An 18191-nucleotide genomic window follows, 5' to 3' on the forward strand; every position below is an offset into this window, starting at 1 on the left:
GCCGCTCAGGTCCTGCTCGCCGCCCGCTCGACGTCGAGCAGCTGCTCGCCGCGCCGTTCCTCGTCGTAGGCCTTGCGCCCGCCGCGCAGGCCGAACAGGCGTTTGGAGATCAGCAGGTAGATCACCGCAGCCACGTTGATGGTGAACGTCACCACCCGCGTCATCGTGATGCCCTTGGCCAGATCGTGGATCTCCAGCGGCAAGAAGACCGAGGTGGCGATCACCGCGAAGTATTCGCCCCAGCGTTTCAGCAGCCACAGGCCGACGCCCTCGACGACCTCCAGCAGGGCATAACCGGCCAGCATCAGGGTCAGCAACGCCAGGGTCGACGGCTTGGCGGCCAGTGCCTTTTCCAGCTCGTGCACGATGGTCATCTGGTCGACCCTGAAGCCGGCGGCGCGGAAGATCGGCAGATCCCGGTCGAGGGTGGCCTGAATGGCGCCCCGCGCTCCGCGAAACTTCCACACCGCGTAGGCCGCCAGCACGATCACCACCGCACGCAACAGGCGTTCCACCGCCAGGGCGCGAATGATGATGGCCTGCCGTAAGGCCTTGCCGCGCATGATCATCGGCGCGTCCTCGGCGTGACCCCGCCCGTGTGGCGGGCCGACGGTGAATTCGCCGCACCGCAGGCAGCGCCACACCTCGCCCAGCCCGGTGGCGCCGCTCAGCCGTTCGGCGAGCGCGTCCTCGTCGGGCGCATAGGTGACGTGTCCGGCGAGCGCGCAGGTAACCAGCTCCCACCGATTGCGACCACGTGCTTTGGGCATGGCCGATCATCGACCGCCGGTGCCCGGGCGCGCAAGGGGGCGCGCGTCAGAAGCGCGGTGCGGTGGGTGGCTACCCCGCCGACGGTGGATGCGATCCGCTCAGCGCCGTCGTCTCGTCGGTCAGGTGCTTTCCGATGTCCCGGATCTGCCGCGCGCTCAGTGGGCACAGCGGGTGCACGGCCAGCATCAGGGAAACCGGTCCCCGGTCGTCGAAAACCGGTGCGGCGATGGTCACCACGGGTTGCTTCCGGCGCCCGGGGTTGTCGTCGGAAAGGAAACCGATGGTGGTGAATTCGACAAGCAGCTGGTCCATGATGTGGCGCACCGGTGTCGGCATCTCGCGGCTGTCCAAGGTGCCGACCACCTGCACGGCCTGCGCCAGTGCGGGTGTCGTCCAGTCGATGTCGAATCCCCGTTCCCGCGTGCGTGCGAGGACCTGTTGCAGGCGCTGCGTGCGATCGGCATTGGTGCCCGCGCCGCGACGAATCCAGGTGCGCTGTTCCTCGTCGGTGTCCCAAGCCGCCATCGCCACCCCGAAGGGCGGCGCGTACGGGATGCGATCGCCCGGTATGCCCGATGGTTGCGTGGCGGGCTCGCCCTCAAACGCGGTGACCACCAGGGAGTCTCCGAATTTCTCGACCACCGAACAGGCGTAGCCGACTTCACGGGACAGGCGCAGCGCCGCCGAACGCGCCGCATGGGCCAACGGTCGGGCGGTGTCCGTACGGGCGGCCACCACCGCGAGCGCGGGCCCCAGGGCGAACGTCTTCGCGATCGGATCCCGACTGGCCCACCCGCGGTCGCACAACGTCTTGAGGATGGCGTGCGCCGTCGCCTGCGTGAGGTCCAGCTCGCGCACCACGTCGGAGAACCGCAGCCGCGCGCTCCCGGACCGCGCCAGGAGCTCGACGACATCGAGCACGCGCGCGGTCGGCGCCGACGTCGATCCGCGAATCGCTTGACTCCTTCGGTACGCGATTTTTACAGTTGTACGAACATTCGAGATCTTATATCGATTATTCGAGAAAGTTAAATCCTTGCGCGCAGTGGTGTTACGAGACGGGCGGCTGCAGGTCCGCCAGACCCCGGATCCTGAGCCCGGTCCGGGTGAGCTGTTGCTACGCACGTTGAGCACCGCGATCTGCGCGTCCGACGTGCACTTCATGGATCACCCGGAACTCGCGATCGACGATCCGACCGGCCGCTCACTGTATGACACCGAGCGCGATATCGTGCTCGGTCACGAATTCGTGGGTGAGGTCATCGGGCATGGCCCCGGCTGCACCGACCAGTTCGCCGCCGGCACGCGCGTGACCGCCATGCCGGTGCGGCTGGTCGACGGCGGGGCGGGCGGAATGCGCATCATCGGCCAGCATCCCGACGCGCAAGGCAGTTTCGGTGAGCTGCTGGTGGTTTCGGAGGTCGCGGCCAAGCCCGTTCCCGGTGACGTGTCCAGCGACGCCGTCGCCTTGACCGATGCGTTCGCCGTCGGCGAGTTCTACGTGCGGTCGGCGCGGCTGGGACCGGGCGAGGTCGCGATCGTCATCGGCGCGGGCGCGATCGGGCTTTCGGCCGTCGCCGCCCTCGTCGCCCGCGGCATCGAACCCATCATCGTGTCGGACTACAAATCCGATCGGCGCGAGCTGGCCCGCGACCGTTTCGGTGCTCATGTCGTGGTCGACCCGTCCGAGAAGCCCCCGTTCGAGGCGTTCAACGAGGTTCGCGCGCAGCGCGGATTGCCCGGGCCGGCCGTCGTATTCGAATGCGTCGGCGCCGCGGGGCTGATCCAGAAGCTGGTGGAATCCGCCGAGATGGGCACCCGGATCTATTGTGCGGGTGGCTGGTACACCGGCGACACCCTCGACATCACCACCGCCACCCGCCAGGGCGTGACGATTCAGTTCGGCGGCGGCCCGCACCCGCAGGACTGGTACGGCACGCTCGACGCGATCGCGTCGGGCCGGCTGGACCCGCTGCCGAGCGTCGGCAAGATCATCGGCCTCGACGAGGTGCCCGACGCCCTCGAACTGGCACGCAGGTCCGACGGTCCGCCGCGCATCATCGTCCGTCCGAATGGAGATCGCCCGTGAGCGAAAGAGAAGACCGGCAAGACATTTCGGACCTGTTGGTGCGTTACGCCACCGGGATAGACCGGCGCGACTGGCCGCTGTTTCGTACTGTGTTCACCGATGACTGCGAGCTCGACTACGGCGAGATCGGCCGCTGGCACGGTGTGGACGAGGTCACCGACTTCATGGACAAGACGCACGCGATGGCGGGTCACACCCTGCATCGGCTTTCCAACCAGGTCATCACGGTCGACGGCGACAACGCCGCTGCCCGAACCTATGTCGATGCGGTGATCATGTTCGGCGACAACCAGGCGGGCGTGAACGCGTGGGGCTTCTACGACGACGAGATCGTACGGACCGCCGATGGATGGCGCATTGCGCGGCGGCGCTTCACGCAGGTGCGCGTCGCGGCGTTCGGTCAATAAGGAAGCGGGGGTGGTCGGATGACGTTCGCGACGAAGTACGGGCCGTGGGCGTTGGTGGCCGGCGCGTCCGACGGTGTGGGTGCGGCGTTCGCCGAAGGACTCGCCGAACGCGGTGTCAATGTGGTGCTGCTCGCCCGGCGGCAAAGCGTGCTCGACCGGGTCGCGGCCGAGATCGAGAACAAGGCGTCGGCGCAAACCCGCACTGTCGCCATCGATCTCGCGCAGCCCGGCGCCGCGGCGGCGATCGCCGCCGCCACCGCCGACCTGGAGATCGGGATGCTCGTCTACTGCGCGGGTGCCGACCCGGACTTCACGCCGTTTCTAGCCAATTCGATCGACGCCGCCGAGGCGATGGTGCAGCGCAACTGCATGGTGCCCATGCAGCTGTGCCACCACTTCGCGCCCGCGATGGTGGAACGGGGCAGCGGTGGCATCGTCCTCTTCGGCTCCGGCGCTGGGTTGGCCGGTGGGCCCAACATGGTCGCCTACGGCGCCTCCAAGGCCTTCGACATGGTCTTCGCCGAGGCGCTCTGGGCCGAACTGCGCGGCACGGGCGTCGACGTGCTGGGCCTCATCCTGGGCAAGACCGACACACCGGCGCTGCGCGCGCTCGAGTACAGCCGCGGCCAGATCGGCTCGCCCGACCAGACGCCGGCGGACGCAGCGGCCGTGTCCGACGTCATCGCCGAGGCCTTCGAGAATCTGGGCAACGGCCCGACCCTGATGGTGGGCGACACCATGCGCGCCGCCGCGCAGCTGCTGGCGTCGCTGAGCCGCAATCAGGCCGTCGAGCTGTTCGCCCAGGCCGCCGCCGCGGCCATGGGCCCGGACGCCTAGCGGGAACCAGGACCGTTCGCTGCGCGTCGAACTAAGCGTGGCGAGGTTTGCCAAAGTTCGAAATCAGGGCAGCCTAACTTTTGCTTCCATGGCCCCCTGGGCAGCAAATATAGGCTCGGGCATGTCGGCGACTTTGCCCACCCACCGCGTTGCTGGCGGTGTAGGTACCGGGTAGCTTGGGTAATCAGTTCGCCACGCCAACCGAGCCGCAGTACCACACCACCCGATCGCCGCCTCCCGCGAAGGATGACGATGCTCGCCATAGACAGGCCCGCTGCCGACGTCGCGATGACGGCGCAGTGGCGGCGCCGCACCCTGACGCGTTCGGGGCTGATCACCGGCGCATTCGTCGCCCCGGCCGTGGTCATCCGGATCTCGGGTCTGCACGTCGGTGCGGTGGCCGCCCTGCTGATCTTCGGGGCCGCCGTGGTGGCGGCCAGCTTCTTGCTGGCATGGGCCGCCGAGGCTGCCCAGATCGATGTGTCCGGAGGCCTCGCCACGGCGCTACTCGCCTTGATCGCGGTCCTGCCCGAATACGCCGTCGACCTGTACTACGCCTACGTCTCCGGCCACAACGCCGAATACACGCAGTACGCCGCCGCCAACATGACCGGGTCCAACCGGCTGCTGATGGGACTCGGGTGGCCCGTGGTGGTGCTGGTCAGCATCGTGGTGGCGCGCAAGTCCGGATCCGGGAAACCGAGCGGGCTGACGCTCGAGCCAGCAAACCGTGTCGAGCTGGGATTCCTGTTGATCGCGGGCATCCTCGCGTTCGCGGTACCGGCGAGCGGCGAGATCCATTTCGGGCTCGGGCTGGCGTTGCTGGGCTGGTTCGGGTTCTACCTCTACAAGATCAGCCACGGCGAAGTCGAAGAGCCCGACCTGATCGGCACCGCCGCCGCGCTGGGCGAACTGCCCGACCGTCGCCGCCGCATCGCCGTGGTCGGCCTGTTCGTCGCCTCGGGAGCGGTGATCCTGCTGTGCGCCAAGCCGTTTGCCGACAACCTGGTGGCCGCGGGTACCGAACTGGGCGTCAACCGGTTCCTGCTGGTTCAGTGGCTGGCCCCGCTGGCCTCGGAGGCCCCGGAGTTCATCATCGCGACCATTTTCGCCACCCGCGGCAAGGGCACGGCGGCCATCGCCACGCTGATCTCCTCCAAGGTCAACCAGTGGACCCTGCTGATCGGCTCGCTGCCGATCTCCCACCTGCTCGGTGGCGGCGGGTTCTCCCTGTATCTCGACTCCCGCCAGGTGGAGGAAATGCTGCTCACGGCGACCCAGACGATGATGGGCGTGGCGCTGATCCTGGCGCTGCGTTTCCATCGCAACGCGGCGTTGGCACTGCTGGGATTGTTCGTCGTGCAGTTCCCGATCGTCTCGACGCAGGGCCGGCTGCTGCTCTGCGGCGTCTACACGGCGGTGGCCGTCGTCGCGCTGATCCGCTACCGGCGCCACTTGCCCGCCACCCTCCGGGCGCCGTTCGTTGGGACCGCCGTCCGCCACAGCGGCCACCCGTTACATCCGGTGCAGGACCCGTAACGCCGCACGATCGCGCGCCGTATACGGTCCAGGTATGAATCGAGTGTCCGTAATCACAGGCGGCGCGGGCGGCATGGGGTTGGCCACCGCGAAAATCGTCGGCCGCGACCACACCGTGGTGCTCTGCGACGTCCGGCAGGACCGGCTCACGACCGCCGCCACCACCCTGCAGGATCTCGGGATCACTCCCACGGTGGTCAACTGTGACGTCACCGACCGGCAAGCCGTCGCGGACCTGCTCGGCGAAGCCACGGGCCTCGGCACGGTCGCTTCCGTCATCCACACCGCGGGGGTCAGCCCGAGCATGGGTGCCGCCGACTACGTGATGCGGACCAACGCGATCGGCACCGTCAACGTCGACGAGGAGTTCTATGCGCTCGCCGCCGAGGGCGCGGTGATCGTCAACGTGGCCTCGATGGCGGCGCACATGTTGCCCGCGGAAATCATTCCCACAAGCCAATTTCCGCTGGCGCTCGACGACCGCGACGCCTTCATGGACGCGATGATGACGGCGTGCAACATCGCCCCCGAGGAGGCGCGCTCCGGTATCGCCTACGCCCTGAGCAAGAGCTTCGTCAAGTGGTACAGCCAGTCGCAGGCGGAGCGCTTCAACGCCCGCGGTCTGCGGATCGTCTCGGTGTCCCCGGGATCGATCGACACCGAGATGGGCAGGCTCGAGGAGCAGGCGGGGGCCGGCGCGATGGTCGCCGACGCCGCGGTGCCGCGGTGGGGCAAGCCGGAGGAAATGGCCGAGCTGCTCGCCTTCTGCGCCAGCGAGAAGGCCGGCTATCTCACCGGCACCGACATCCTCAACGACGGCGGCGTGATCGCTTCGATGACCGAGCGAGCCAGGGCGGCCGCCGCCGGCTAGCCTGAAGATAAGTCCGCACAACGTATTTCACCATCGGTCGTGCCCGCGTCATGGCGCGGCGGCGCTACTGTGCGGTGGATCCACTCCCGGCGTCGCAGCCGCCAGGTTCGGCGGGCGTAGTCCAGCTCGGTATAAGGCCATTGGGTGACGATGCGGCCGGTGGGCGAACGGAAGTAGCTGTCGCACTGCGTCCAGATGGTGCGCGCCAGGTCCGCGGAAAGCTGGTCGTTGAACCGCTTTTCGGCCTCGGGACGGACGTCGAGGTAGCCGCCCCGGCGCGCCAGCCGGCTCACCGCGCTGGCGACCAACCGCGCCCCGGCCTCGAGGATGTAGACGATCGAGTTGCCGCCCTGGTTGGTGTTGGGACCGTACAGCATGAAGAAGTTCGGGAACCCGCTGACCGCCACGCCCAGGTAGGCGCTCGGATCGTCGCCCCAGTGATCGTGCAGGCGGCGCCCGCCGGTGCCCGTGACATCGATGCCGGACAGATAGCGCGACGTCTCGAACCCGGTGGCCAGCGCGATCACGTCGCTGTCGATCTCGCGGCCCGACGCGGTGATCACCGACGTCTCGCCGACCCGCGCGATGGGCTCGGTGACCAATTCGACGTTGTCGCGCTGCAAGGCCCGGTAGTAGTCGTCGCCCAACAACACTCGCTTACACCGGAACGGATAGTCCGGCGTCAGCGCCCGGCGCAGCGGCTCGTCGTCGACGGTGCGGCCCAGAAACGACGTCGCGATCTGCGTGCGCGCGGTCACCACGGGATCGTCGGCGAAGGTCGCGGTGTTGTCGTGCTGGAACTTCCAGATCTGCCAGCGGGTGCGGCGCAGCGCGGCGGGGCTGCGCTTGAACCGGGCCAATTCGCGTGCGCTGTAAGGGCGGTCGTCCTTGGGTACCATCCATGGCGGGGTGCGCTGGAAGACCGTGACGCGCCCGGCGGTCTTCGCCAGTTCGGGCACCAGCTGCACCCCGCTGGCGCCGGTCCCGATCACCGCTACGTTGCGTCCCGCCAGATCGAGGCGGTGATCCCACTGCGCGGTGTGCAGCACCCGTCCGGTGAACCCCGTCAGGCCGTCGATGTCGGGCAGCTTGACCGAACCGAACAGCCCGACGGCGCACACGACGACGTCGGCGTCCAACGTTGCGGGCTCGCCGTTGCGGTCCAGTCGGCACTGCCACGTCCCGGTACCCGGATTCCAGTGCAGGGACCGCACGGTGGTGGCGAGCATGAGGTGGCGTCGCAGATCGAAATCGTCGGCCACCGATTCGAGGTAGCCCAGGATCTCGGGCTGCCGAGCGTACGTGCGGCTCCAGGATGCGTTGGGCGCGAAGGAAAACGAGTACAGGTGGCTCTGGATGTCGCAGGCGGCGCCGGGATAGGTGTTGCGTCGCCAGGTGCCGCCGACGCCGTCGGCGCCCTCGATGATCACCAGGTCGTCGATGCCGGCGCGGCGCAGCGCGACGGCTGCACCCAGACCACCGAAGCCCGCGCCGATGATCGCCACCCGCGGGGACCGTCGACGCCGTGTCGCCGCGCGCATCCGCCCAATGGCGTAGAGCCGCCGGACTTTTCGGCTTGTCACGGTCCGCCCCGCGCGCGGCGGGTCAGCAGCCCGGCGAGGTCGCCGTCGGCGCGCCATCGCTCCAGGATGTCGGCGTACTCGGTGGGCGCGCCGAAGAAGAAGCTGCCCTGCCGTGTCTTGGCGTCGGCCTTGCCCTCCCGGTTGTAGTAGCCGGGCGTACACGTCTTGGCGCGCTCCGCGCTCGCCGCCGACCGCGCCACCACGGTGTCGACCCAGGCGGCCTCGGCTCCCGGTGACGCCTCGATTTCGGTGATGCCGCCCGCCAGCGCGGCGGCGATGATCCAGGCGACGTGAGTCGCCTGCACGTCGAGCAGGTAAGGGAAGTTCACGGTCAGGCCGGCCTGAGCGATGCTCTCGATGAAGCAGTTCGGGAATCCGGTCGTGCACAGGCCCTGGAAGGTGCGGACGCCGTCGTCCCAGTGCTCGGTCAGCGTGATCCCGTCGCGGCCGATCAGCTCGAATCCGGTGCGCCGGCAATAGTCCGTGCCCACCTCGAAACCCGTTGCGAAGATGAGGCACTCGAGTTCGTACGTGACACCGTCGACCACGACGCCGGCTTCGGTGATGCGCTGCACGCCGAGCCCCCGGGTGTCCACCAGCGTCACGTTGTCACGGTTGAATGTCTGCAGGTACTCGTCGTGGAAGCAGGGTCTTTTACAGAAGTATCCGTACCACGGTTTGAGCGCCTCGGCGGTGGCCGGATCGGTGACGAGCGCATCGACCCGCGCCCGGATCTCCTCCATCTTGGCGAAATCGGCCAGCTCGATGTCGCGGCCGCGCTGTGCGGGATCCGCGAGGCCATCGCCGCTCAAGCCGTCGTGACGCATGACCGGAAGCTTGCGGGTGATGCTCGTCCAGGCGTCGGCGACCAGATCCTCGGCGGCTTGACCTCCGGCGGTGAGGATTTGGAAATTCCGGATGCGTTCGCGCTGCCAACCGACCCGTAACCCGGTGGCCCACTGCGGATCCGTGGCGCTGTTGGCTCGCACGTCCACCGATGACGGCGTGCGCTGGAACACGTAGAGTCGCCCCGCCGCGGCGGCCAGGTGCGGCACGCACTGGATGGCGGTGGCGCCGGTTCCGATGACGCCGACGCGCAGGCCGGCCAGATTCTGCAAGCCCTCCCCCGTGTAGGCGTAGTCCCAGCGGCTGGTGTGGAAGGCGTGCCCGGCGAACGCGCCGAGTCCCTCGATGCCCGGCAGCTTCGGCTTGGCCTGGTACCCGTTGGCCATCGACACGAACCTGGCCCGCATTTGGTCGCCCCGGTCGGTGCGGATGATCCAGCGTGATTCGGCGTCGTTCCAACGGATTTCCCGCACCTCGGTCCGCAGGCAGGCGTCGCGGTACAGGTCGTAGTGGCGGGCGATGCGGCGGCAATGCGCGAAGATCTCGGGCCCTTTGGCGTACTTCTCGGTGGGCGTGTAACCGAGTTCCTCGAGCAACGGCATGTACACGTACGACTCGACGTCACAAGCGATTCCGGGATAGCGGTTCCAGTACCAGGTGCCGCCGACGTCGGCGGCACGGTCGATCAGCCGCACGCTCCGCACACCGAGCTGGCGTAACCGCGCCCCGGTCAGCAGCCCGCCGAACCCGGCGCCGATGACGGCCACGTCGACCTCGTCGGTGAGCGGCTCCCGGGCGACGTCCCCGTCGACCCACGGATCCTCGGCGAAACGGGCGAATGCGCCCGTCATCTCGACGTACTGGGCGATGCCGTCCACGCGCAACCGACGCGCGCGTTCCTCGGCGTACCTGCGTCGCAACGCGTCAACGTCTAGAGCCTGGCCAACGGTCTCAGTCACGGACTCGGGTTCCTCTCCGTGGCCACGACTATATAGTCAGTCGCCGCGGGCGGGATATGCCCGTGCGGTGGTGGTGCTCGCGGTCAGCGAGTCGCCCAGCGTCCACAGCGCGACGCCGAGCAATACCAGGTCCTTGAGTAGAAACTGGCCGGGCAGCGCCGAAAGCACCGGGATGCCGTGGGCATGGAACGCGACCACCCCGGGCGTGGTGAACAAGAAACTCAGTGTGCCCAGGAACAACACCACCGCAAGCGCGCTGCCCGCCGCCGACCCCCGCGGCCACCATGGCCGCAGCGCGATCAGCACGGCTGCAACGATTTCCATCGTTCCTAGTGCGCGCGCAACGAAGGTGACGCTGAAGAGGTCGTAGAGCCAGCTCATCAGCGGGCTGTCCTGGATGAGCACGCGGGATTCCATCTTCACGTACTTGCCCACTCCGATCCACGCCAGGACGACTACCAGGCCGTAGCGGCCCAGGAGTCGCCCCCATCGGCTCAGCATGTGATCGATCATCGGGGCGTGTCCTTTCGGGGCGGGAACGTGGTCATCCACCCAACCCACGGTTCGCGCCGCGAAAGCGTTCACTCGCGCAGTCGTTCGAGTCCGGAGACGATGAGCCGCAACCCGAAAGCGAACTCGTCGGCCAGCGGAACGGGAAGCTCGTCGGCGACGGTGACGGTCGCGGGATAGCGCGCCGCATCGAGCCGGTGAAACACCGCCGAGAGTTCCGCGTCCTGGGGACCGCCCCCACCAGTCGCACCGGTCAGTTGGATCGCGAAACCCAGCACGTAACGGGCCAGCGTGGCGTAGGCGTGGGCCGCGACCGCCGGCGCAAAGCCGTTGTCGAGCAGCACCGCCAGGCATCGCTCCCGATTGGCCAACGCGCTGGGGCCCGTCGGCGTGTATTCGATCAGCAGTGGTGCGACATTGCCATGCCTGCGGAGCGCGTCGAACATGTGTTGCGCGAACGTGATACATGCCTGCTGCCACGGCAGGGCGGCCAGCTCCTCCGCGTCGAGGTCGACCTCGCCGAGTATCTGGTCGATCACCTGGGACACCAGTTCGGATCGGTTGGAGAAGTGGCGGTACAGCGTGGCGGTGCCCGATTCCAGGCGCTGGGCCAGCGACCGCATCGACAACGCGTCCGCCCCTTCCTCATCGAGGAGCTCGACCGCCGCGCCCAGGATGCGGTCCATCGGCAGGGCCGGACGGCCGCGCGAACGGCGCGACGCGGGCCGGTTGACATCACGGTTCATTACGGACACACTGTATCCATAATTATTGCGCGGATCAACCCCCTTGACAGCGAGGAAAATTCGTCATGCTCCTCCCCCTGGCGTCAGAGCCCTATACCGCTCCGACCGACCGCGACATGCTTCCCTCCGAACGACGCCAGTTCGTGCGGACCCACCGCACGTGCGTGTTCGGCTATCGTCGCCGCGACGACGGCCCCGCCATGTCGGTCGTGTACTACATCCCCACCGACGCCGACGAACTGCTCGTGTCCACGATGGCCGGCAGGGGCAAGGCCCGCGTGGTCGATCGAGACGGCAAAGTGAGCCTGTGTGTCCTCGACGAGCGCTGGCCGTTCGCCTACCTGCAGGTCTACGCCGACGCCACCGTCGAGGAAGACCGGGATCTGGCGGTCGACGTGATGATGGCGGTTGCCGGCCGAATGTCGGGGCAGCCACTCGGTGACGAGGCGCGCCCGCACATCGAGGCGATGTGCGAACGCGAGAACCGTGTCGTCATTCGGTGCCGGCCGTATTCCACCTACGCAACGCCCCCGCGCCATCTGCATCGCAACGACCAGGCGTCGGAACTGAGCCACTGGGTGTCCGGGGTGATCCCTTGGGACGCAGTCGATCCGGCTAATTGATCACCCCGGGTAGCGATCCCGCAGTTTGGTCAGCGTCGCCTCGATGCCCGAGCCGTTCGCCTTGGCGAAACCCATCCGCTCGTAGTACTTCAGTTTGTTTTTGAGCGCACCGGCGTCGCGGTAGTCGAACGTCTCGGTGACCTGCGTCAAGGTTGGTGACAGCGCCTCGAACTCCCACCGCCAGCGGTGACCCAGCGGGTGGCGCCATTCGACCACTTCGTTCGGCGTCAGCGCGGTGATCGTGCTGGTGATGCGGTAGGGCAGGCCGAACATCTTCATGTTCGTCGAAAACTTCGAGCCTTCAAGGAGTTGCGGCGGCATGGTGATGTTGTCGCGCACCGTGCCCGACCCGTCGAGTTCATGGTGGCGCCGCGGATCGGCGACGATGGCATATAGCTCGGCCGCGGGCGCGGCCACTTCGACTCTGCGACTCACCTGGCGGGGTCCCCGGTCGACGACAGTAACTGTCATTGCGAATCTCCTTTCCGCTAACCGGCAGAGTAATCCCGTTCAGTTCCGCGGCTCGGGAATGTTCGGATCCCACACCGGCGACGGCTCGAAACGCGCTGGCCAGAAGCCGGATTTGGTCAGCCGCGCGACCTCTTCGCGCAACACGATTCCGATCTTGGCCGCGAATTCGCGGGGTAGTTCCAGCGCCGCGGTGGCGGCCACGCCGAGCTGTTGGGTGATCTGGGGTTCGCAGACCGGCGCCCACCGCAGCCGGCCCGCCTCCCCGTCGGCGCCGCACGCCGCCATCGGCAGCACGGCATAGCCGAGCCCCGCGGCGACCAGGTGTTTGGACACCTCCACCGAATTGGTCGAAAAGCGGGCCGTAATCGCAACTTTGAGCCGAAGCGCGGTGTTCTCCAAGGTGTTTCGAATGCCCGTCAGGGCGCTGGGCATGACCAGCGGTAGCTGGGCGAGGTCGGTGAAGCGGATCGGGCTGGCGGGCGAGAGGTCCGACGCGGGCCCTCCGACCAGCACGAGGTCCTCGGTCACCAGATGCCGGTAGAAGAGCCGGTCATCGGAGACCGGGTTGATCACCGCGAGGTCGACCTCGCCTTTGAGCAGGCGCTGCACCAAGTCGTCGGTCTCGGCCACGGCGACGTGGCAATGGACGTTCGGGAACGCGGCGCCCAGGCTGGCCACCAGCGGCGCGGCCAGGACGCCCGCGGTGGTGGGCACCATCCCGAACAGCAGTCCACGCTCGATGCGCGCCAACGGCGATCCCGCATACCGGACCGCGAGCTCGAGCTGACGCAGCGGGGCCGCGGTCGAGGAGCGCAGCCGTTCGCCCTCCTCGGTGAGATGCACGCCGCGGCGGGTCCGCTCGAACAGCGTGATGCCGAGGTCCTCCTCGAGCAGCCGGATCTGGCGACTCAACGCCGGCTGGGCGATGCCCAGCACCGCGGCCGCGCGGGTGATCGAGCCTTCCTCCGCGATCCGCAAAAAGTATTTGAGCCGGTGGGTGTCCATCGCCTCCACATCTACCAGCCATACAAATGCGGCATGACCTGTTTCCCAAATCGGTATTACCTCCTGGCCGTGAGGCGGCCATATCGTCAGCGAGGTGGGGCGGCGATGCCGTCCCGGTCTGGCTGAGGAAGGGTCGAGGATGACGGTTCAGGGCGAACAGGACTGGGTGCAGCTGCTCGGGTTGGACCGCCTACCCGAGCACATCGTCGGCAAGCGCGTGACCGAACTGATGGACCTGTCCGGCAAGAAGGCCTTCGTCACCGGTGCCGGCGGCGACGGTCTGGGACAGGCGATCGCCAACCGGCTGGCCGGCTGCGGCGCCGAGGTCGCGCTCATCGGCCGCACCTTCGAGAAGGTCGAACGCCGCGCCAAGGAAGTCGAGGAGCGCTGGGGCGTGCGGGCCATCCCCGTCAAGGCCGACATGTCCGACTGGGACCAGGTGCACGGCGCGGTGCGCCAGGCCCACGACGAACTCGGCGGCCTGGACATCATGGTGAACAACCCGGTGATGGTGGCAGCGGGGCCGTTCGAGAAGCAGACCAAACAGGACATCGACTACACGGTGCTGGGCAGCCTGACGATGATGATGTACGGGGCGCACGCCGCCCTGCACCACATGCTCGACCAGGGCTCGGGGAAGATCATCAACATCGGATCGGTCGGCGGCCGCATTCAGCAGCGCGGCCTCGTCGTCTACAACGCGTGCAAGGCCGGGGTCATCGGGTTCACGCGGAACCTCGCCCACGAGGTCGCGCTTCGCGGTGTCAATGTGTTGGGCGTGGCGCCGGGCATCATGATCAAGCCGGAGATGCGGCAGTACTTGCTCGACCCTCAGGACGACAAGCAGCGCGCCGGCCGCGGCGCCATCCAGGAAGCGATCACCCACCAGGTCCAGCTGGGTCGCGCGTCGTTGCCCGAGGAGGCCGCCAACATGGTCGCGTTCCTGGCCTCCGAGGCGGCCGATTACCTGTGCGGGCAGACCATCGACGTCGCCGGCGGGCAGTGGATGGGTTGAGCGCTGCCGCAGCCACTTTCACCAAGGACGCCAAGGAGACAGCCGTGCTGACACCCGGTGAACTGATGGAGGAAGCCGCGGCACGGACCGGGCTCACCGAATTCGGCGACGACTCCTTCACCGAGGGTCTGAGCGTCCTGTTGTCCGCGTTGCGCGACGAGGCGCACCTCAACGAGCGTGGGGAAGCCTTTCTGCGACAACGCATCGCGGGCTATCTCTCGCAACGGCTGCAGGTCGAGGACTGGTTTCGGCGGCACCCGGAGATCGGGGACGTGCCCATCCGCGAGCCGCTCGTCGGCCTGGGATTGCCCCGGACCGGATCCACCGCCCTGTCGATGCTGCTGGCCCAGGACCCCGAGGTGCGCTACCTGCGCCGATGGGAGTCGACACAACCGTGCCCGCCGCCCTCGACGGTGCACGGCGTCGATCCTCGTGTCCCGGCCGACCAGGGTGAGGTGGTGGGGACTCGCCGCCACGTTCCCGGCGATACACATGGGCCCATGGAGTGCCACGAGCTGATGGCGCTCGATTTCAAATCGCACATCTTCCAGTCCTTCGCCGAAATCCCCTCGTATTCAACGTGGCTGGTGGAGCACGCCGACCTGGCCCCGACGTTTCGCTACCAGCGGCGGGTGATGCAGCTGCTGCAGTGGGGTGAGCCGGAGCGGCCGTGGCGGTTGAAGTGCCCGTCGCACGTGTTGTGGCTCGGCGCGCTGGACGCGGCGTTCCCCGACGCGCGATTCGTCATGACCCATCGCGACCCCACCGATGTCCTGTTGTCGGTGGCCGACCTGTATGCCGACATCATCGGGTCGTTCAACACCCGTGTCGACCGCCGCTACATCGGCCGGCTCAACGTCGAGCATTGGTCACTCGGCATGGACCGCGCGCTGCAGTTCCGCGCGGCCGGTGCGGATGATCGGTTCTACGACATCGACTTTCGGGCCATGCAGGCCGATCCGGTCGGCGAGGTCGCCGGCCTGTACGCCTGGCTTGGGGCCCCGGTGTCCGACGAGTTCGAAGCGCGGATGCACAGTTGGTGGGAGCACGCCGCCGCGGAGCGCGAGCCGAGTTCGCACGCCGACCCGGTGGAGTTCGGAATCGACCTCGACGAGGTTCGGCCCCGGTTCGCGCGCTATGTCAAAAGCGCGCGGCGGTGGACGCGGCACGGAAACGTAAGGAGTGAAACAAGCAATGGCGGTTGACCTCACCGGCGGCATCGACCCGTCGCGCGAATACGTACTGGCGCAGCGCCCGGACGATCCGGAGATGCGGGACTCGGTCAGTTTCTGGGTGGTCGACGACCGCGGCCAGATCGGCCTGCCGCGCGTGGGAATCGAAGCGGTGGGCGCCAATTGGGACTCCCATGACATTCAAGTCAATGCCGCGTTTCCCGACGGGCGCGTCTACCGGCTGCGCACCAACGGGCCGTCGCTGCCCACTCGGGGCGCCGACGGGCGGCCCACCGTGCTCGGCGCGGGCGGCCTGGCATTTCAGTGCCTCGAACCCTTCGACACCTGGACGATGACGTACAACGGGCCGGCCGTGCAGACCTCGTCGGCCGACCTGGTGGCGGGCAAGAAGGACGGCCCGACGACCGACATCGGCTTCCGCGTCGAGGCGAAGATGGCGGTGCCCCCGTGGGTCCAGGGCGCGCTGCAAGCCGATGCCGACACGCAACTCAAGACCACCCCGGTCGGCGCCATCATGGGCGGGCCGCGCTATGAGCAATTGTTCACCGCCGCCGGGGAATTCCGGGTGGGGAGTGAACGCCACACGTTCACCGGCAGCGGCCTGCGGATCCGTCGTACCGGCGTGCGCAAGCTCGCCGGCTTCTGGGGACACTGCTGGCAGTCGGCCGTGTTCGGCAGCGGTCGCGCCTTCGGCTACATCGCGTATCCGCCGCGTCCGGACGGCCAGCCCACCTTCAACGAGGGATTCATCTTCACCGGCGACGGCGGTCTGGTCCCGGCGCGCGCGGTGCGCGCGCCCTGGCTGACCCGGCTGCGACCCCTTGGCGAGGATGTCTCGCTGGTGCTGGAGACCGCCGACGGGCTCGTCGAAATCGCCGGCGAGACAGTGTTTTCCACGCACGACGTGCACCACAACGACGACATGTACTCCATGCACGCCCTCAAAGAGGAGATGGCCGAGTTCCCGGCCGTCCAGCAGGCCGGCGTGCGCTACCGATGGGATGGCGAAGAAGCCTACGGCATGCTGGAACGCTCCAACCCGCTCGACAAGATCGCGCGCGACTGAAAGGAACCCAGACCACACATGAGCCAGTCACTCTCGGGAAAGGTCGCGCTGATCACCGGCGCCGCGCGCGGGCAGGGCCGGGCACACGCAGTGCGCCTTGCGGCAGAGGGCGCCGATATCGTCGCGGTTGATCTCGCCGGGCCGCTGCCACCGAGCGTCCCCTACGACTCGCCCACGCCCGACGATCTGGCCGAGACCGCACGGCTGGTGAGCGAAAACGGCCGGCGAATCGTCACCGCCGAGGCCGACATCCGCGAGCTGGACGCGCTGTCCGCCGCCGTGGACAAGGCGGTCGGCGAGCTGGGCCGGCTCGACGTCATCGTCGCCAACGCCGGGATCTGCAGCCCCGCGCCCTGGGATCAGATCACCGCGCAGGCATTCCGAGACACCATCGACACCAACGTGATCGGCACCTGGAACACCGTGATGGCGGGGGTGCGGCACATCATCGACGGCGGCCGCGGCGGCTCGATCATCCTGATCGGTTCGGCGGCCGGCATCAAGATGCAGTCGTTCATGATCTATTACACCGCAAGCAAACACGCGGTCGTGGGGATGGCGCGGGCGTTCGCCGCCGAGCTCGGCCGGTACAACATTCGCGTCAACAGCCTCAACCCCGGCGCCGTCGCCACCCCGATGGGCACCGGCCGGATGCGGGAAGCATTGCAGGCCGCCGCCGACGACTATCCGCATCTGCGGGGCATGCACAAGCCGCTGCTGCCCGAGGGCATCGCGCAGCCCGAGGACATCGCCGACGCCGTGGCCTGGCTGGCCTCCGACCAATCCAGATTGGTGACCGCCACCCAGGTTTCGGTCGACATCGGCGTCGGGTACGTGTGATGCGCGGCCTGGCCGGCAAGACATTCGTGGTCGCCGGGGGTGCCACCGGGATCGGCGCGGCCACCGCCGGGCGCCTTGCCTCCGAAGGCGCCCGCGTCGCCATCGGCGACACCAACATCGCGGGCGCCACCGCCACCGCCGAGCGGATCGAGTCGGCGGGCGGCCGCGCGATCGCCGTGGAGTTCGACCTCGCCGACGAACAGTCCGTGGGGCGCCTCGTCGAAACGACGCTCGACGAGTTCGGGGCCATCGACGGCCTGCACAACGTGGGCGCCGATCTGTCCGAGGAAAATCTTGGGCGCGACACCACGATTCTCGAGACCGAGATGGACGTCTGGCAGCGCACGCTCGACGTCAACCTGCTCGGCTATGTCCGCACGATCCGCGCGGTCCTGCCGCACCTACTCGCCCGGGGCGGGGGCAGCATCGTCAACACCTCCTCCGGCGCCGCGCTGGGCAGCGACCCCATGCACGTCTCCTACGGTGCCTCGAAGGCCGCGGTGAACCACCTCACCCGGCACGTGGCCGTCAATTGGGGCAAACACAACATCCGCAGCAACGGCGTCATGCCCGGCCTGGTGATGGGCGAGACCCAGGAGCGGCAGAACGACGTCGCGCTCCAGCAGGCCTTCCTGATGTTCGGCAAGACCAGCCGGCTGGGCAAGCCGGACGACCTCGCGGCGATCACCGCGTTCCTGCTGTCCGACGAGGCCGAGTGGATCACCGGCCAGGTCTGGTACATCGGCGGCGGGTCACACCTGCGCCAATAGCCCGAACCGCCGGGCAGGCAGAATGGTGGGGTCAAGACCGCGGCGGTATC

19 protein-coding genes are annotated in these 18191 nt (G+C 68.0%); 11 read left to right on the forward strand and 8 right to left on the reverse strand.

Features of this window, described 5'->3' with window-relative positions; all coding sequences use genetic code 11:
• Positions 1-5 precede the first annotated feature (5 nt).
• A complete protein-coding gene (locus tag G6N26_RS17350; protein WP_083015931.1) occupies positions 6-770 on the reverse strand; it encodes a DUF2127 domain-containing protein in 765 nt (254 codons plus the stop codon).
• 70 nt (positions 771-840) lie between these two features.
• Positions 841-1692, reverse strand: a complete 852-nt coding sequence (locus tag G6N26_RS17355) for a helix-turn-helix domain-containing protein (RefSeq protein ID WP_083015929.1) — start codon at positions 1690-1692, stop codon at positions 841-843.
• Positions 1693-1816: 124 nt separating this feature from the next.
• Here G6N26_RS17355 and G6N26_RS17360 point away from each other — a divergent pair, with 124 nt between their 5' ends.
• The 5 genes from G6N26_RS17360 (at position 1817) to G6N26_RS17380 (ending at position 6514) form a co-directional block, all read left to right on the forward strand.
• Positions 1817-2860, forward strand: a complete 1044-nt coding sequence (locus G6N26_RS17360; protein ID WP_083015926.1) for a zinc-binding dehydrogenase — start codon at positions 1817-1819, stop codon at positions 2858-2860.
• Positions 2857-3267, forward strand: a complete 411-nt coding sequence (locus G6N26_RS17365) for a nuclear transport factor 2 family protein (RefSeq protein WP_083015923.1) — start codon at positions 2857-2859, stop codon at positions 3265-3267. The genes G6N26_RS17360 and G6N26_RS17365 overlap by 4 nt, the downstream gene beginning before the upstream one ends.
• 18 nt (positions 3268-3285) lie before the next feature.
• Positions 3286-4104, forward strand: coding sequence for an SDR family NAD(P)-dependent oxidoreductase (locus G6N26_RS17370; protein ID WP_067175758.1), 819 nt, complete (start codon positions 3286-3288; stop codon positions 4102-4104).
• Positions 4105-4350: 246 nt separating this feature from the next.
• Complete coding sequence (locus G6N26_RS17375) at positions 4351-5643, forward strand: sodium:proton exchanger (RefSeq protein WP_067175755.1); 1293 nt, start codon at positions 4351-4353, stop codon at positions 5641-5643.
• Positions 5644-5677: 34 nt separating this feature from the next.
• A complete protein-coding gene (locus G6N26_RS17380; protein WP_082991558.1) occupies positions 5678-6514 on the forward strand; it encodes an SDR family oxidoreductase in 837 nt (278 codons plus the stop codon).
• Here G6N26_RS17380 and G6N26_RS17385 read toward each other — a convergent pair.
• From G6N26_RS17385 to G6N26_RS17400, 4 genes are all read right to left on the reverse strand, one after another.
• Positions 6511-8055, reverse strand: coding sequence for a flavin-containing monooxygenase (locus tag G6N26_RS17385; RefSeq protein ID WP_225323272.1), 1545 nt, complete (start codon positions 8053-8055; stop codon positions 6511-6513). The genes G6N26_RS17380 and G6N26_RS17385 overlap by 4 nt on opposite strands.
• A gap of 38 nt (positions 8056-8093) precedes the next feature.
• The gene (locus G6N26_RS17390; RefSeq protein WP_083015919.1) at positions 8094-9902 is read right to left on the reverse strand and encodes a flavin-containing monooxygenase; all 1809 of its coding nucleotides are present in this window, start codon (positions 9900-9902) and stop codon (positions 8094-8096) included.
• A gap of 36 nt (positions 9903-9938) precedes the next feature.
• The gene (locus G6N26_RS17395) at positions 9939-10415 is read right to left on the reverse strand and encodes a DUF417 family protein (protein WP_083015994.1); all 477 of its coding nucleotides are present in this window, start codon (positions 10413-10415) and stop codon (positions 9939-9941) included.
• Positions 10416-10483: 68 nt separating this feature from the next.
• Positions 10484-11098 carry a TetR/AcrR family transcriptional regulator gene (locus tag G6N26_RS17400; protein WP_197746771.1) on the reverse strand — a complete coding sequence of 205 codons (615 nt, stop codon included), beginning with the start codon at positions 11096-11098 and terminating at the stop codon, positions 10484-10486.
• 125 nt (positions 11099-11223) lie between these two features.
• On the opposite strand from G6N26_RS17400, the gene G6N26_RS17405 reads away from it, so the two are divergent.
• The gene (locus G6N26_RS17405; RefSeq protein ID WP_083015912.1) at positions 11224-11781 is read left to right on the forward strand and encodes a pyridoxamine 5'-phosphate oxidase family protein; all 558 of its coding nucleotides are present in this window, start codon (positions 11224-11226) and stop codon (positions 11779-11781) included.
• On the opposite strand, the gene G6N26_RS17410 is transcribed toward G6N26_RS17405, so the two are convergent.
• Together G6N26_RS17410 and G6N26_RS17415 are read right to left on the reverse strand one after the other, a co-directional pair.
• A complete protein-coding gene (locus G6N26_RS17410) occupies positions 11782-12252 on the reverse strand; it encodes an SRPBCC family protein (protein ID WP_067175735.1) in 471 nt (156 codons plus the stop codon).
• 39 nt (positions 12253-12291) lie between these two features.
• Positions 12292-13257 (reverse strand): LysR family transcriptional regulator, encoded by a 966-nt coding sequence (locus tag G6N26_RS17415; RefSeq protein WP_083015991.1) that lies wholly within the window; start codon positions 13255-13257, stop codon positions 12292-12294.
• A 139-nt stretch (positions 13258-13396) separates the two neighbouring features.
• On the opposite strand from G6N26_RS17415, the gene G6N26_RS17420 reads away from it, so the two are divergent.
• From G6N26_RS17420 to G6N26_RS17440, 5 genes are read left to right on the forward strand one after another with little or no spacing between them, the layout of a single operon-like run.
• Positions 13397-14272: an SDR family NAD(P)-dependent oxidoreductase gene (locus G6N26_RS17420; protein WP_067175732.1), complete on the forward strand. Its 876-nt coding sequence runs from the start codon at positions 13397-13399 to the stop codon at positions 14270-14272.
• 44 nt (positions 14273-14316) lie between these two features.
• The gene (locus G6N26_RS17425; protein ID WP_067175806.1) at positions 14317-15477 is read left to right on the forward strand and encodes a sulfotransferase family protein; all 1161 of its coding nucleotides are present in this window, start codon (positions 14317-14319) and stop codon (positions 15475-15477) included.
• Positions 15467-16531, forward strand: coding sequence for a hypothetical protein (locus tag G6N26_RS17430; RefSeq protein ID WP_083015909.1), 1065 nt, complete (start codon positions 15467-15469; stop codon positions 16529-16531). The genes G6N26_RS17425 and G6N26_RS17430 overlap by 11 nt, the downstream gene beginning before the upstream one ends.
• 18 nt (positions 16532-16549) lie before the next feature.
• Positions 16550-17371, forward strand: a complete 822-nt coding sequence (locus tag G6N26_RS17435; protein ID WP_083015906.1) for a mycofactocin-coupled SDR family oxidoreductase — start codon at positions 16550-16552, stop codon at positions 17369-17371.
• A complete protein-coding gene (locus tag G6N26_RS17440; protein ID WP_083015903.1) occupies positions 17371-18141 on the forward strand; it encodes an SDR family NAD(P)-dependent oxidoreductase in 771 nt (256 codons plus the stop codon). Before G6N26_RS17435 ends, G6N26_RS17440 begins: the two co-directional genes overlap by 1 nt.
• The last annotated feature ends 50 nt before the right edge of the window (positions 18142-18191 follow it).

Source organism: Mycobacterium marseillense (assembly GCF_010731675.1).
Lineage (GTDB): Bacteria > Actinomycetota > Actinomycetes > Mycobacteriales > Mycobacteriaceae > Mycobacterium > Mycobacterium marseillense.

What these genes read in the sequence shown, in the direction of transcription:
- G6N26_RS17350 (WP_083015931.1), bottom strand. Translation starts at nt 770, where the DNA reads ATGCCCAAAGCACGTGGTCGCAATCGGTGGGAGCTGGTTACCTGCGCG.
- G6N26_RS17370 (WP_067175758.1), top strand. Translation starts at nt 3,286, where the DNA reads ATGACGTTCGCGACGAAGTACGGGCCGTGGGCGTTGGTGGCCGGCGCG.
- G6N26_RS17375 (WP_067175755.1), top strand. Translation starts at nt 4,351, where the DNA reads ATGACGATGCTCGCCATAGACAGGCCCGCTGCCGACGTCGCGATGACG.
- G6N26_RS17380 (WP_082991558.1), top strand. Translation starts at nt 5,678, where the DNA reads ATGAATCGAGTGTCCGTAATCACAGGCGGCGCGGGCGGCATGGGGTTG.
- G6N26_RS17385 (WP_225323272.1), bottom strand. Translation starts at nt 8,055, where the DNA reads ATGCGCGCGGCGACACGGCGTCGACGGTCCCCGCGGGTGGCGATCATC.
- G6N26_RS17395 (WP_083015994.1), bottom strand. Translation starts at nt 10,415, where the DNA reads ATGATCGATCACATGCTGAGCCGATGGGGGCGACTCCTGGGCCGCTAC.
- G6N26_RS17400 (WP_197746771.1), bottom strand. Translation starts at nt 11,098, where the DNA reads ATGGACCGCATCCTGGGCGCGGCGGTCGAGCTCCTCGATGAGGAAGGG.
- G6N26_RS17405 (WP_083015912.1), top strand. Translation starts at nt 11,224, where the DNA reads ATGCTCCTCCCCCTGGCGTCAGAGCCCTATACCGCTCCGACCGACCGC.
- G6N26_RS17410 (WP_067175735.1), bottom strand. Translation starts at nt 12,252, where the DNA reads ATGACAGTTACTGTCGTCGACCGGGGACCCCGCCAGGTGAGTCGCAGA.
- G6N26_RS17415 (WP_083015991.1), bottom strand. Translation starts at nt 13,257, where the DNA reads ATGGACACCCACCGGCTCAAATACTTTTTGCGGATCGCGGAGGAAGGC.
- G6N26_RS17420 (WP_067175732.1), top strand. Translation starts at nt 13,397, where the DNA reads ATGACGGTTCAGGGCGAACAGGACTGGGTGCAGCTGCTCGGGTTGGAC.
- G6N26_RS17430 (WP_083015909.1), top strand. Translation starts at nt 15,467, where the DNA reads ATGGCGGTTGACCTCACCGGCGGCATCGACCCGTCGCGCGAATACGTA.
- G6N26_RS17435 (WP_083015906.1), top strand. Translation starts at nt 16,550, where the DNA reads ATGAGCCAGTCACTCTCGGGAAAGGTCGCGCTGATCACCGGCGCCGCG.
- G6N26_RS17440 (WP_083015903.1), top strand. Translation starts at nt 17,371, where the DNA reads ATGCGCGGCCTGGCCGGCAAGACATTCGTGGTCGCCGGGGGTGCCACC.